The sequence below is a fragment of the Janthinobacterium sp. SUN118 genome (genome assembly GCF_030397695.1).
Lineage (GTDB): Bacteria > Pseudomonadota > Gammaproteobacteria > Burkholderiales > Burkholderiaceae_D > Janthinobacterium.
Genome location: NZ_JAPUBV010000001.1, coordinates 1126637 through 1140607, shown reverse-complemented (window position 1 = coordinate 1140607; position 13971 = coordinate 1126637). Strand labels below are relative to the sequence as shown.

12 protein-coding genes are annotated in these 13971 nt (G+C 63.2%); 6 read left to right on the top strand and 6 right to left on the bottom strand.

From position 1 onward, the window contains the following. Positions 1–39: 39 nt before the first annotated feature. From O0880_RS05215 to O0880_RS05200, 4 genes are all read right to left on the bottom strand, one after another. Complete coding sequence (locus tag O0880_RS05215; protein ID WP_289885440.1) at positions 40–831, bottom strand: TonB family protein; 792 nt, start codon at positions 829–831, stop codon at positions 40–42. Beyond that, positions 828–1253, bottom strand: coding sequence for a TonB system transport protein ExbD (gene exbD / locus O0880_RS05210; RefSeq protein WP_071322474.1), 426 nt, complete (start codon positions 1251–1253; stop codon positions 828–830). Before exbD ends, O0880_RS05215 begins: the two co-directional genes overlap by 4 nt. A 3-nt stretch (positions 1254–1256) precedes the next feature. Beyond that, positions 1257–2009, bottom strand: a complete 753-nt coding sequence (gene exbB / locus O0880_RS05205) for a tonB-system energizer ExbB (RefSeq protein WP_289885437.1) — start codon at positions 2007–2009, stop codon at positions 1257–1259. 154 nt (positions 2010–2163) lie between these two features. Further along, entirely contained in the window at positions 2164–3087 is a 924-nt protein-coding gene (locus O0880_RS05200) for a ChaN family lipoprotein (RefSeq protein WP_289885435.1), read from the bottom strand. Positions 3088–3287: 200 nt separating this feature from the next. On the opposite strand from O0880_RS05200, the gene O0880_RS05195 reads away from it, so the two are divergent. Both O0880_RS05195 and O0880_RS05190 read left to right on the top strand, forming a co-directional pair. Beyond that, positions 3288–4697: an FAD-linked oxidase C-terminal domain-containing protein gene (locus O0880_RS05195; protein WP_289885433.1), complete on the top strand. Its 1410-nt coding sequence runs from the start codon at positions 3288–3290 to the stop codon at positions 4695–4697. A 134-nt stretch (positions 4698–4831) separates the two neighbouring features. Continuing rightward, entirely contained in the window at positions 4832–5296 is a 465-nt protein-coding gene (locus tag O0880_RS05190; protein WP_289885432.1) for a hypothetical protein, read from the top strand. A gap of 23 nt (positions 5297–5319) precedes the next feature. Here the strand turns inward: O0880_RS05190 and O0880_RS05185 are convergent, their stop codons facing one another. Then, complete coding sequence (locus O0880_RS05185; RefSeq protein ID WP_289885430.1) at positions 5320–5796, bottom strand: GNAT family N-acetyltransferase; 477 nt, start codon at positions 5794–5796, stop codon at positions 5320–5322. Between the two features lie 39 nt (positions 5797–5835). After that, a complete protein-coding gene (locus O0880_RS05180; protein WP_289885429.1) occupies positions 5836–8982 on the bottom strand; it encodes an error-prone DNA polymerase in 3147 nt (1048 codons plus the stop codon). Positions 8983–9080: 98 nt separating this feature from the next. Here O0880_RS05180 and O0880_RS05175 point away from each other — a divergent pair, with 98 nt between their 5' ends. The 4 genes from O0880_RS05175 (at position 9081) to O0880_RS05160 (ending at position 13966) form a co-directional block, all read left to right on the top strand. Then, the gene (locus tag O0880_RS05175) at positions 9081–9866 is read left to right on the top strand and encodes a PhzF family phenazine biosynthesis protein (protein WP_289885428.1); all 786 of its coding nucleotides are present in this window, start codon (positions 9081–9083) and stop codon (positions 9864–9866) included. 177 nt (positions 9867–10043) lie between these two features. Then, positions 10044–12446, top strand: coding sequence for a TonB-dependent receptor (locus O0880_RS05170; protein ID WP_289885426.1), 2403 nt, complete (start codon positions 10044–10046; stop codon positions 12444–12446). A 245-nt stretch (positions 12447–12691) separates the two neighbouring features. Beyond that, on the top strand, positions 12692–13282 hold the full coding sequence (locus O0880_RS05165) for a phospholipase D family protein (RefSeq protein ID WP_289885425.1): 591 nt from the start codon (positions 12692–12694) through the stop codon (positions 13280–13282). A 66-nt stretch (positions 13283–13348) separates the two neighbouring features. Then, positions 13349–13966, top strand: coding sequence for a 2-hydroxychromene-2-carboxylate isomerase (locus O0880_RS05160; protein ID WP_289885423.1), 618 nt, complete (start codon positions 13349–13351; stop codon positions 13964–13966). The last annotated feature ends 5 nt before the right edge of the window (positions 13967–13971 follow it).

Genomic DNA, 13971 nt, shown 5'->3' with positions numbered 1-13971 from the left:
TTATGGTCAGATTTTTTTAATGAAAAGCAATCGGCATCCTCATGCCTTGTCTTGTCCCGCTTCCAGCTTGAACGAGACGGGCAAGGTGACGGTCACCGTGCCCTGGTGCAATACGTTGCCGGGCGGCGCAGGCAGCGGTTGCGCGCGCTCGAGCACTTGCAGCGCTTCGCGGTCGAGCAGCACCGTGCCCGATGAGGTGATCAATTCGCTGGACAGCAGCTTGCCGTCGCGGTCCACCTGGAAGCGCACCCAGGCGGCGCCGGCCCGCTTGCGCTGGCGTGCATCGCCCGGATAGCGCTTGAAGCGGGCCAGGTGGCCGAGCACCCGGCTTTGCCAGCTGGCCGGCGCCGCGCTGGACGACGGCGTGTCGCTATTCAACGGCGCCGCCTGCGGGCCGCGCACGGCGGCGGGCGCCGGCGTGGCACTGCTGCTGGCTTGCGCGGGCAATGCCGCTTCCTTGGCGGCATCCTTGCCCGGCTCCGTTGATGGACTGGCCGCCGCCTTCTCCTCTTTTTCCGCCGCAACGATCTCCGGCGCGGCGGCGCGCGCCAGCACGGGCAGCGCCTGTTGCCGGACGGTGCTCTTTGGCGGCCGGGCCGCGCTGGACGCCACCGACTGGCGCGCCCCTGCCGCAGCCGCCTGCTGCGTCTCCGGCGACATCGCCTGCGCGGCAAACACCACCATCACGCTGGCCGCCGGATTGGCGGGCGTGACCATCGCAGGCTGCCAGCCGGCCCACAGCAGCAAGGCCAGCGCCGTGGCCACCACCAGCGCCGTGGCGATGCCCCAGTTCAGAACGGGACGCGGCGCCAGCATGGACGGCGCACTCACCCGCCCTCCCGGCCCACCAGGCCCACTTTCAGGTAGCCGGCCTGGCGCAAGGCATCCATCACGCCCAGCACGTCTTCATACGCGGCCTGCTTGTCGGCCTGGAAAAACAGCGTGCGCTGGCGGTCGCCGCCCGTCTGCGCGTCGAGCAGGCGGCCCAGTTGCGCGCGCGCCACAGGCGACTCGCCCAGGTACAGGCTGTGGTCGGCCTTCAGTGAAACGAACAGCGGTTTTTCGGGGCGCGGCTCGGGCTTGGCCGTGGCGGCCGGCAAGTCGATCTTCAGGTCGACGGTGGCCAGCGGCGAGACCACCATGAAGATGATCAACAACACCAGCATCACGTCGATGAAGGGCGTGACATTGATCTCGCTCAACTCCGGCATGTCGGCCGTAGCGTCATCCTGGGAAGGGAACAGGCTGGCCATGGCTCAGGCCTGCTTGCGCGTGTCGAGGTCGCGGCTCAGCATCAGCAGCACTTGCGCCGAGGCGGCGCGCAGCTGCGCCTTGTACTGATTGATGCCACGGCTGAGCACGTTATAGATGACGACGGCGGGAATGGCCGCCACCAGGCCCAGCGCTGTCGCCAGCAAGGCTTCCGCGATGCCCGGCGCGACGGTGGCCAGGTTCGTGCTCTGGCTGACGGCAATGCCGATGAAACTGTTCATGATGCCCCACACGGTGCCGAACAGGCCAACGAACGGCGCCACGGCGCCTATGCTGGCCAGGAGACCGATGCCTTGCGTCATGTTGCGTACCTTGTGCGCGATCAACTGTTCCTGGCGAAAACCGGCGCGCTCCTTCAACGCCGGTGCCGGCGCATGGGCGTGCGACAAATTCAGTTCCTGCTGTACATCATCGAGCAAACCTTGGGCCAGCAACGACGCCCCGCTCTTTATTGCTGCATCCGCCAAGCACGTGGCCTGCTTCAGCACGGCAACGGCTTGCGCCGCGTCGCGCCGGGCTTTCAGCAAGCTGGCGCCCTTCACCAGCAAGACCACCCAGGTGGCCAGCGCGGCGATCAATAAACCGATGAGGACGCTTTTCACCACCTGGTCGGCGGCGATAAACATGCCCAGCGGCGACATGTCATGCGGCAGCGCGGACGCTTGCGCGCCGGCATGCAACAGGGAAAGAACGACGCCGCAGGTAGCGGCTTGGAGATAGGACGAAGGGGTACGCATGGGAGCTTCAACAATCAACAGGCATGGCTGCGCCAACGGCGCGCACGCGCATGCAAAAAATCGGACGGACTACCTGGCTGCTATGGAAGAGCTTGCTGGGGGGAGAGTGCCGGGCGGAATGCCCGGCGATATCAAACGGCTGACGTCAAACGCCTTACCTGGCGCTGGCGACGGCGGGCGCCGCAACCGGCGTGAACCACACAAAGTCCGCCTGCGGCGCCTTGACCTCGGCGCCCTGGCGGGCCAGCACCAGCACCAGCGGCGCGGGGCCGCCCGTCAAGTCCTGCACGTGCAGCGGCACGCCCAGGTCCTTGTGCGCATGGTAGGCGCCGGCGATCAGCACGGCCGGCGCCGGCGCGGCCAGCAGGCGCTCGGCCATGCGGCGGTCGCGCTGTTGCTGCACCGACAGCATGGCGGCCAGGCGCGGCTCGTCGATCTGGTTGTCATGCATGACGCGGATGATGTCCTTTAATTTGTCATGCACCTTGCCGTCGTTGGCCAGGTTCGAATGCTTGCCCTGCACGCCAGGCTTGTCGGCAAACATTTGCTTGATTTCACTACGGTCCAGGTTGGCCGACCAGACGGGATACGGCGCGCGCATCACGGTCATCACGAGGTCGCCATACTGCTCCCACTTCCAGTTCGGTTGCCACGCCACCAGCTCGGCCACGTGCTCGGGACGCACGACGGGATCCGTCTGCAGCCACGGCTTGACCTTGTCCACCTTGGCTTGCTGGTCCGGATTCAGCATTTCCAGCAGCACGCTGCCTTGCGGACGCCGGCCCTGCAGTTGCTGCAACAGCCATTGCTCGATCCGATGATGGCTGAGCTGGTCATGCTGCTCGCCGATGATGACGCGCGGCGCGGCGGCCAGCTGGGCCAGCAGTTGCTCGGCGCTCAGGCGCTGGCCGCTGCGCAAGTCGACGATCTCGCCCAGCTGGCGCACCTCTGGCGCAGCGGCAGGCGTGGCGGCGGCAGTGCCGGTGGCCACGCTGCCTGCCGGCGCGACGCTGCTGCAGGCGCTCAGGGCCAGCACGCAGGCGGGCAGGACAGCGGAGAGGGACAGGGGAAATTTCATGGGCATGGCCTTTCGGGTCAAAGCTGCGGATCAAAGCTGTTGCAAAAACACTCAGGCGGGCATTTTAATAGAAATGATTCTCATTTACAACCAAGACACGACACTCCCCGCTGATTTTTTTACAATGGGCAAAAATCCAGGATGACTGCTCCGCTGCAATCCGCAGTTGCAGAGTAGAATAAAATAAACGGAGGACACGCGTGAACCATACTGACCAGTTGGCGGCACTGAAAAAACCGCTGCCGGAATCCCTTGCTGCCGTACTTTCCCTGATTTTTGCCGACCGCTTTTCCATGACGCAAGCCATGCGCGAACACCATGGCCGCGACGAGTCGAGCTATCCTCCCATGCTGCCGGACGCCGTCATCTTCGCCCATTCCACCGAGGAAGTGGCGGCCGCCGTCAAGCTGTGCAGCGCGCACGACGTGCCCGTCATCGCCTACGGCAGCGGCACCTCGCTCGAAGGCCACGTGCTGGCCCTGCATGGCGGCGTCACGATTGATCTGTCGCAAATGCACCAGATGGTGGCAGTGCATGGTGAAGACTTGACGGCCACCGTGCAGGCCGGGGTGACGCGCAAGCAACTCAACGAGGAAATCCGCGACACGGGCCTGTTCTTTCCCATCGACCCGGGCGCCAATGCCTCGCTGGGCGGCATGGCGGCCACGCGCGCCTCGGGCACGAACGCCGTGCGCTACGGCACGATGCGCGAAAACGTGCTGGCTCTGACGGTGGTGACGGCCGATGGCCGCATCATCAAAACGGGCACGCGGGCGAAAAAATCGTCGGCCGGCTACGACCTGACGCGCCTGTTCGTCGGCAGCGAGGGGACGCTGGGCATCATCACGGAAGTGACGGTGAAACTGTGCCCGCTGCCGGAAGCGATCTCGGCGGCCGTGTGCTCGTTCCCCGGCACGGGCGAAGCCGTCAGCGCCGTGATCCAGACCATCCAGATGGGCGTGCCCGTGGCGCGGGTCGAGTTTCTCGATGAAAACGGCGTGAAAGCCATCAACGCCTACGACAAGATGGCGCTGCCGGAAAAACCGCTGCTGCTGTTCGAATTCCACGGCACGCCGGCCAGCGTCGCCGAACAGGCGCAGCTGGTGCAGGACATCGCGGCGGAACACGGCGCCAGCGATTTCGAGTGGGCCAGCCGCCCCGAAGAACGCTCGCGCCTGTGGGCTGCGCGCCACAACGCGTATTTCGCGCTGCTGCAGATGCGCCCCGGCAGCCGCGCCATTTCTACCGATTGCTGCGTGCCGATTTCGCGCCTGGCCGAGTGCATCCTGGCCACCAAGGCCGATTGCGAAGCGCAGGGCCTCGTCTACGCCATCATCGGCCATGTGGGCGACGGCAATTTCCACGTGCAGATGCTGGTCGACCCCGATGATCCGGCCGACATCGCGCGCGCCGAAAAGGTCAACAGCGACATGGTCACGCGCGCCATCGGCATGGACGGCACCTGCACGGGCGAGCACGGCGTGGGCATGCACAAGATGGCCTTCCTCGTGGAGGAACACGGTGTAGGCGCCATCGACACCATGCGCGCCGTCAAGCACGCGCTGGATCCGAAGAACATCATGAATCCAGGCAAGATCGTCAGGTGGTAATGCGTCAGGCAGGTCAAACGCATGCAGGGGGCGTAGCCTGGCCGGCGGTCCCTTGCTGTCATCGCTTGGCTCTGCTCGCTTGATGGTGTAATGTGGCGCGCCTGGTATTAAGACCAACCCTTTCAGGATCAACGATGAGCATCTCAAAAGCCATTGCCGCCGCTATCTGGATATGCGGCATGGCCTATTATTCCGTCCATACCTTCCCGGACAAGCTGCTTCACGGTGTTGATTTATCGCGCGATTACTGGCTTTTACTGGCACAAATCCTGGCGGCCGCGCTGTTCGCCAGCAAAATCAGCGGATATCCATTCCAGGTGCCGTCGCTGGCCGCCAAAGTGGACGCACAATGTGGCCCCGGCGCCTATGCGAACTTCATCGCCGATGTGAAGCCATTATTGCTGTTTGGCGTCAGCGGTCTTGTGTGCGGATGCAGCCATTTATTTCGACACTATCAGGAACCGGATGGCCGGACACTGTTCCTTGCGGCTGCCATGTTCAGCTGGGGAATCGCCTTCCTTGTGGGCAGAATCATTCTGCAACAGCGCGGGCTATTGATGGAAGTGCGCACAGATACGCGACGGGCACCAGGTCGCTGAGGTCCCCGCTCCTGGGTGGATAGTCAATCCAGTGCCATGCGCATCGGCACGAAGGCGATGCCATCCATCTCCACCTTCGGCCCGGTGGCGACAAAGCCCAGGCGCGCATACAGGGGCAAGGCATACAGGGAGGCGTTCACCGTAAAGCCCGTCGTATTGCCGGCGGCGATGGCAGCGTCACGCGCCGCCTGCCACAGCCGGCGCGCCATGCCGCGCCGGTGCAGCGCGCGCGGCACGAACATGTGGAACAGATGCGTGTTGTCGCGCATGGCCACCACGCCGGCCAGTTCGCCATCGATATGCGCGAGCTGGTAGGCATAGCGGCTCTGCGACAGATAGCCTTCGATGGCCGGCTGGCGGCAATGCTCGATGAACCTTTCCGCTCCCGCACCGTCCGGGTGCAGGGTCAAAAAAGGCATCAAGTCATCGATCAGGGCAACGATGGCGGGCGCGTCCGCCACCAGGGCGGGACGCAGAGTCGGTTCGGGCAAGGGTGTCATGCGTAAATCATGCCATGCCGGCATCCTTTTATACAACACTCAGCAAAAATCGCGGCTGCTGGTACGCAAGCGTCCCAGCAAATGCGACATGTCGACCAGGCGCCTGGCCACCAGGTTGCGCACGATGCCTTCCCTCTGCCACACGCCATACACTCCCAGCAGCGGCGCGCTCAGCACTTCGCGCCGCTGGCTTTCCACCAGGTCTGGCCAGACGATGACGTTCACCGTGCCCGTCTCGTCTTCCAGGGTCATGAAGATGACGCCCTTGGCCGTGCCAGGCCGCTGACGCACGGTGACGATGCCGCAGGCGCGCGCCACCTGCCCGTTCGTGTAAGTCATCAGCGTGGAGGCGGGCAGGAAGCGCTGCGCCAGCAACTGCGTACGCAGCAGCGCCAGCGGGTGGCGCCCCAGGGTCAGCCCCTGCGCGCGGTAATCGCTGACGATGGCCTCGCCTTCCGTCGGTGCGGGCAGCGCGGGCAAGTCCTCCTCATGCGTGGTGGAACGCAGCAGATCCTTGCCCGGCACGGCGCCAGCCGCCTGCCACAGCGCCGTGCGGCGGTGACCGGCCAGCGCGTGCAGCGCGTTGCCAGCGGCCAGCACCTGCAAGTCATGGCGATCCAGACCGCCACGCCGGGCCAGGTCGGCCACGTCCGCAAAGGCGGCGATGACGCGCGCATCCTCGATGCGCCGGGCGGCCTCTGCGCGCATGCCGAACAGGCTGTTCAAGCCCAGGCGCACGGCGGGCGCGGCGCCCTGCTCCCCCGCCGCTTCCAGCGTTGCCTCCCAGCCGCTGACAGCCACGTCGACGGGCTGCACTCGCACGCCATGCCGGCGCGCATCCTGCACCAGTTGTGAGGGACTGTAAAAGCCCATGGGCTGGCTATTGAGCAAGGCGCACAAGAAAGCGGCCGGTTCGTGGCATTTCAGCCAGGAACTGGCATACGTCAGCAGGGCGAAACTGGCCGCGTGCGACTCGGGAAAACCGTATTCGCCAAAGCCCTCGATCTGGCTGAAGATGGCTTCCGCGAACTTTCGCTCATACTGATTTTTGACCATCGTTTCGACGATGCGTTCCTTGTAATTGTTCATGCCGCCCTTGCGTTTCCAGGCCGCCATGGCGCGCCGCAACTGGTCCGCCTCGCCCGGCGTGAAATCGGCGGCGATGATGGCCACCTGCATCACCTGCTCCTGGAAGATCGGGATGCCCAGGGTGCGCCCCAGCGCCTTTTCCAGGCCCTTCGGATAGTCGACCGGCTCCTTTTTCTGGCGCCGCTGCAGATACGGATGCACCATGCCGCCCTGAATGGGGCCGGGACGCACCAGCGCCACCTCGATGACGAGGTCGTAGAATTCACGGGGCCGCAGGCGGGGCAGCATGCTCATCTGCGCGCGCGACTCGATCTGGAACACGCCGATGGTGTCGGCCAGGCACATCATGTCGTAGGTGGCCGGGTCTTCGCGGGGAATATCCTGCAGGCGGAATTCCTCGCCGCGCCGCGCCCCCACCAGCTCCAGGGCGCGACGCAGGGCCGACAGCATGCCCAGCGCCAGCACATCGACCTTCATCAAGCCCAGTTCCTCGAGGTCATTCTTGTCCCACTCGATGACGCTGCGCTCGGCCATGGTGGCATTTTCAATCGGCACCAGGCGCGATAATTTTCCATGCGCAATGACGAAGCCGCCCGGATGCTGGGACAAGTGGCGGGGAAATCCCAGCAATTGCTGCGCCAAGCCGGCCCACTGCTGCGACAATTCCGCCTCCGGGTCGAGTCCGCATTCGGCCAGGCGGTCCAGCAGATCGCGCTTGCCGTCGAACCAGCGATGCGCCTTGGACACTTTTTCCACGATGGCCAGGTCGATCCCCAGCGCCCTGCCGCTGTCGCGCAAGGCGCTCTTCGGCCGGTAGCTGATCACCACGGCCGCCAGCGCGGCCCGCTCGCGGCCATATTTTCCGTAGATATATTGAATGACCTCTTCGCGCCGCTGGTGCTCGAAATCGACGTCGATATCGGGCGGTTCATTACGCTCGCGCGACATGAAGCGCCCGACCAGCGAATTGCCGCGCGCCGGGTCCACTTCCGTGATGTGCAGGCAATAGCAGACGGCCGAATTGGCGGCCGAACCCCTGCCCTGGCACAGGATGTTTTGCGTGCGCGCAAAGCGCACGATGTCGTACACGGTCAAAAAGTAGGCTTCATACGACAGCTCGGCGATCAGCGCCAGCTCCTGCTCGATCTGCTCCTGCACGTTGGCAGGTATGCCCAGCGGAAAGCGCAGGCGCGCGCCCGCATACGTTTCCTGGCGCAAATAAGTCGCTGGTGTATGGCCGTGCGGCACCAGTTCGTCGGGATAGTCATAACGCAGGCTGTCGAGCGAGAATGTGCACATGTCGGCGATGCGCACGGTTTCCGCCAGCGCCTGCGGCGGATACACATTGGCCAGGCGCAAGCGCGCACGCAGATGCTGTTCCGCGTTCTGCGCCAGCGCATAGCCGCATTCGCCCACGGGCTTGCCCACGCGAATCGCGCACAGTGTATCGAGCAAGGGCTTGCGCGAGCGCACATGCATGCACACGTGGCCCACGGCCGCCACGGACAAGCCCAGCGCCTGCGCCGCTTCCTGCACGGCAAGACGGTGCGCGTCGTCCTGCGCCCGCTGCAGCAAGTTCAAGCCCACCCAGCTGCGTTCGCGGCCAAAGGTGGACGCCATCCACGCCCCCTGCGCATGCACGGTTTCCAGCTGCGCCGGATAGCTGGGCAGCAAGACCATCAGGCAGCCGGGCAAACCCCGCAAATGGGCGAATTCGGCCGATGGCGCGGCAAGATCATCGGGGGTCAGCAGATAGCGCCCCTTGGCCGCCCGCGTGCGCGCCATGGTGATCAGTTCCGACAGGTTGCCATAGCCTTCGGGGTCCCGCACCAGCGCCAGCAAGGACAGGCCCGGGCTGCCGTCAGCCTGCGTCAGGTGAAAATGCGCGCCTATGATCAGGGGAAAATCGGCCCGCTTGGCCGTCGCATGGGCGCGCACGACGCCGGCCAGCGAACACTCGTCCGTGATGGCCAGCGCGTGGTAGCCGAGCTGCACGGCGCGCGCCACCAGCTCCTGTGCATGCGAGGCGCCATGCAGGAAGCTGAAATTGCTCAGGCAGTACAACTCAGCATACTCGGGTAAGGCTGCGCGCCCCATGATCTACCTCAATAACTGTATATAAACACAGTATATTATACTCATCTTGAGTGGGACTTCTCAGTTATGCTGACGTTTTACCTTGCGCATCGCTCACCATGAACGTTCACCTTTTAAAATGTTTCGGTGCCGAACCCGGCGGCGGCAATGCGGCGCTGGTCGTGGAAAACGACGACAGCGGCGAAACCGGGCGCCAGCGCTTTGCCCGCGAGCGCAATGTGAGCGCCTGCGTCTTCATCGACCGCCAGGCCGATGGCGGTATCGTGCTCGACTATTTCTATCCGCACACGCGCAGTCCCCTGTGCCTGCACGCCACCCTGGCAGCCAGCCACGTCTTGCTGACGGCGCCTGGCGCGCCGGCGACATTGACGGTCACGACCGCCATGCGCGGACAAGCCTTGCACCTGCTGCGCAGCGCGCAGGGATTGTTCATCGGCCTGGCGCCCCAGCCTGCCCCCGCCGTCGCCATCGAGCGCTATGTGCCGTCGGAACTGATGGGCCAGCACATGCACCTGGCGTCACCGCCCGTGATCGCTTCCGTGGGCAGTCCGAAGCTGCTGCTGGAAGTGGCCGACCGCACCACCCTGCGCGCCTTGCGGCCGAACCTGGAATTGATCGCCGACTGGAGTGCCCTGCATAAGGTCAGCGGCTGCTATGCGTATTGCCGCACGGGCGAAAGCGAATACGAAGGGCGCAATTTCAACCACCTCGATCCGGCGCTGGAAGACAGCGCCACCGGCGTGGCGGCAGGGGCGCTGGCAGCGCACTTGCAGCAGTCGCTGCGCCTGCATCAGGGCCACCTGACGCAGCAGCCGTGCCTGATCCAGGTGCAATACAGCGCGCATGAAATCCGGGTGGGCGGCATGGTGCAACGCAGCACCTGAATGGGGCATGCCGCACCAGCGCAAGGCAGGCAAAGCATTGAGCAAAAGATAATCAACCAGGAAACAACAGTTACTGGCAATTTGTAATAACAAAACAAAGTATCGCTGGTGAGTCTTGAAATGTTGGCACTAGAATCGAGTGAGCAATAACATCAACCATCGACCTGGAGATACTGCGTGCCGACCCTCACCACCTTGCATAAAGCAGTCCTCATCAGTCTGTACGGCAGCGCCGCCCTGGCCGCCTTCAGTCCCGCCGCCATGGCCCAGAACACGGAAGCGGCTGCCACGGATGGCCCCGTGCAAACGGTCAGCGTGGTCGGCTCGCGCCGGGTCGCCAGTTCCGCCACGGACACCATGGTGCCGGTCGATATCATCCCCATTTCCAGGGTGGCGGAGCAAGGCGGACAATTTGATCTGGCGCAATCGCTGCAATACATTTCGCCTTCGTTCAACTCCACGCGCCAGACGGGCGCCGACGGGGCCGACCTCATCGATTCGGCCGCCCTGCGCGGACTCGGCTCCGACCAGACGCTGGTGCTGGTGAACGGCAAGCGGCGCCACACGACGGCCCTCGTCAACCTGTTCGGCGCGCGCAACCGCGGCAACACGGGCACGGACATGAATGCGATTCCCTTGCTGGCGATCAAGAATGTGCAAGTGCTGCGCGACGGCGCCGCCGCCCAGTACGGCTCGGACGCCATTGCCGGCGTGATCGATATCGAACTGAAGAAAAGCCTGGGCTGCGAGGCGGTGGCCGGCTACAGCCAGTACTCGGCCGGCGATGGCAAGAACTACATGACGTCCGCCTACTGCGGCATCGCCCTCGGCGACAAGGGCACGATTGCCATCACGGGTGAATACCTGGACCGGGGCCGCTCGAACCGCGCCGATGCGGACAGCATGCGCATCATCGGCGACACCAAGTCCAAGAACAAAACCCTGTACGTGAATGGCGACTATGCCACCAGCACCACTGGGAAACTGTACTTCACGGCGGGCGCGCAGACGCGCGACGCGTCGAGCGCCGCGTTTGGCCGCGGCGGCATCGGCAGCGACGACATCCCGTCGCGCAATTCGGCCGCCATGTATCCGGACGGCTTCGTGCCTTTCATCAATGGCAAGATCGACGACCAGTACGCCACCATCGGCCACCGCAGCCAGATCGGCGAATGGCATGCGGATTTCTCGCAAACCTATGGCTACAACAAGATGCGCTACGACATCAGCCATACCCTCAACGCTTCCATCGCCAACCGCGACTTGCTGGCCGGCGGCAAGGGCGTGAGCGCCAGCAACTTTGACGCGGGCGGTTTCTCGTTCCAGCAGCTGACCAGCAACGCCGACTTCAGCCGCTATTACGACACGGTGATGCGCGGCATGAACGTGGCCTTCGGCGCCGAATACCGCAGCGAGGAATACAAGATCATGGCCGGCGAAGAAGCTTCCTACATCGACGCCGACGGCGTGGGCGTGGGCGGCAACGCGGGCAGCCAGGGCTTCCCCGGCTTCCAGCCCGGCGACGCCACCAAGGCCAGGCGCCACAGCATCGCCGCGTATGGCGACGTGGAACTGGACTGGACGGAACGCCTGAAAACCCAGGCCGCCCTGCGCTACGAGAAATTCAGCGATTTCGGTTCCACCGTGACGGGCAAGCTGGCCGCCAGCTATAAGGTGGCGCCCGAGGTGCTGCTGCGCGGCTCGGCCAGCACGGGCTTCCGCGCGCCGTCCCTGCAGCAAGTGTATTTCTCGTCCACCTTCACCGACTTCATCGGCGGCGTTCCCACCGACGTGGTGCTGGCGCCCAATGGCGGCGCCGTCGCCAACGCGGCCGGCATCCCGAAACTGAAGGAAGAAAAATCCACCAGCTTCACCTTCGGCGCCACCTGGACGCCGACGCAAGCCATCTCCGTGACGGCCGACCTGTACAACATCAAGATCAAGGACCGCATCGTGCTGTCGGGCCGCTTCAATGCCGACAACTACCCTGACCTGGCGGCGCGCCTGGCCTTGCTGGGCGTGGGCGAGGCGCAATTTTTCGTCAACTCCATCGACACGCGCACGCGGGGACTGGACCTGACGGCCTCGCACAAGGGCGAACTGGCCGGCAACCGCCTGAACAGCTTCCTGGCCCTCAACCTGAGCAAGACGGAAGTGACGAAGGTCAAGACGCCCGACTCGCTGAAAGGCTACGAAGACGTGCTGCTGTCCGAACGCGAGCGCCTGTTCATCGAACAGGGCGGCCCGCGCGCGAAAGCCACCTTGGGCTTCGACTACATCACGGGCAAGCTGGAATCGGACTTGCGCATCATCTACTTCGGCCCGCAAACCCTGGGCACCTTCAGCGGTACGGCCGAAGGCGTGCCGAACGCGCGCTACCAGGCCAAGACCTCAGCCGACCTGAGCTTTACCTACAGCATCAACAAGAACACCAAGCTGACGTTTGGCGGCAACAACATCTTCAACATCAAGCCCACCACGCAGAACGCCGACGAGACGGACAACGGCTTCAAGTACGACAGCGTGCAGTTCGGCCTGAATGGCGCATCGTACTTCGGGCGGTTGTGGGTGAAGTTCTGATCCCGCGATGCGCGTGACAACAGCGGCTGCGCCAGTGTGGGCAGCCGCTGTTTTTTTGTCGCTGTCTCGATACGAGTGATTAATGGCGGCTTTCGCCTGTGGATGCAATCGTGCGTTGGGGGCCGGCGCGACGCCAGATCAGACTGTGAAGGGTATCAGCAGCGCTGCCATGCCATTGACACTATCATCTATGTTTACAGGCAAAACCGCCGACAAGATTAATTATTTAATACTGATTATTAATAATGAAAAAGATCGCCGTTATCGCCATTTTTGCTGCTACGTTCGCGTCGATAGCTCAGGGAGCCGGCCGGCCGGAAGGGGTACCTGGCCAATCCGGCACACCTGCTGTGACCATTGAAAATGCATTTTCCCCTGATAGGGGAGCAGAGGAATTGGTTCTCAAGGTCATCAATACATCCGTTTCCAAAATCAGACTCGCCGCGTACTCCTTCAACTCTCTCCAGATAGCAGAAGCGTTGCTGAACGCTAAGAAACGAGGAGTCGATGTCCAGGTAATTGTTGATGCCCGGCGAAACCAGCGAAAGAACAGCATCGCGGTCCTCGACCTGCTATTCAAGACTGGCATTCCAACGAAAACTATTTCAGTTTATGCCATGCATCATGATAAATACATCGTTGCTGATGATGTGTCCGTTCAAAATGGGAGTTTCAACTACAGCAGGGATGCTGCCACGTCAAATAGCGAAAATGTCGTTGTCGTATGGAACAGTCCAGAATTGGCAAAATCGTTCCTGCTTCACTGGCAAAATCGATGGGACAAGGGTATCGACTATCGATACGTGGCAGAAAAAAGAGACGCCGACGCCCGTTGAAACCATCATTTCACCATCCTGCAATCCATCTACGATGAAACCTGAACCGCCACATGGTGAGATGTCATGATCATGCCCACACTGGAATTCTGGTTCGATTTCGGCAGCAACTACAGCTACCTGAGCGCCATGCGCATCGAGGCACTGGCGCGTGAGCAGAACGTTGACGTCGTCTGGAAGCCTTTTCTGCTGGGCGTCGTCTTCAAGTCCTTGGGATGGGAAACGTCGCCCTTCGTTGTGCAAAAAATCAAGGGCGACTACATGTGGCGCGACATGGCGCGCCTATGCGAGAAATATGGCTTGCCGTGGCGCCAGCCCGGCACCTTCCCCCGCACGGCCCTGCTGCCCATGCGCGTGGCCCTCGTCGGTGCCGACCAGGGCTGGATCGCGCCGTTTGCGCAGCGCATGATGACGATGAATTTTGCCGCGGACCGCGAGATCGACAACGTCGAAGCGGTCAGCGAGGTATTAACGGAACTGGGGCTGGACGCACCGGCCATCCTGGCGCGGGCTTTGACACAGGACAACAAGCTGCGCCTGCGCCGCCAGACTGAACAGGCGCAGGCGCTGAAGCTGTTTGGCACGCCCAGCTTCATCAGCGCGGGCGAGCTATTCTGGGGCAATGACCGGCTCGAGGATGCGCTGGCATTTGCCATTCAAAAAAGAGTCTCCACTACAGGCTAGCTTGC

Coding starts and splice junctions, on each gene's coding strand:
- exbD (WP_071322474.1), bottom strand. CDS start 1,253: ATGGCCAGCCTGTTCCCTTCCCAGGATGACGCTACGGCCGACATGCCG.
- exbB (WP_289885437.1), bottom strand. CDS start 2,009: ATGCGTACCCCTTCGTCCTATCTCCAAGCCGCTACCTGCGGCGTCGTT.
- O0880_RS05200 (WP_289885435.1), bottom strand. CDS start 3,087: ATGAAATTTCCCCTGTCCCTCTCCGCTGTCCTGCCCGCCTGCGTGCTG.
- O0880_RS05190 (WP_289885432.1), top strand. CDS start 4,832: ATGAGCATCTCAAAAGCCATTGCCGCCGCTATCTGGATATGCGGCATG.
- O0880_RS05185 (WP_289885430.1), bottom strand. CDS start 5,796: ATGACACCCTTGCCCGAACCGACTCTGCGTCCCGCCCTGGTGGCGGAC.
- O0880_RS05180 (WP_289885429.1), bottom strand. CDS start 8,982: ATGGGGCGCGCAGCCTTACCCGAGTATGCTGAGTTGTACTGCCTGAGC.
- O0880_RS05175 (WP_289885428.1), top strand. CDS start 9,081: ATGAACGTTCACCTTTTAAAATGTTTCGGTGCCGAACCCGGCGGCGGC.
- O0880_RS05165 (WP_289885425.1), top strand. CDS start 12,692: ATGAAAAAGATCGCCGTTATCGCCATTTTTGCTGCTACGTTCGCGTCG.
- O0880_RS05160 (WP_289885423.1), top strand. CDS start 13,349: ATGATCATGCCCACACTGGAATTCTGGTTCGATTTCGGCAGCAACTAC.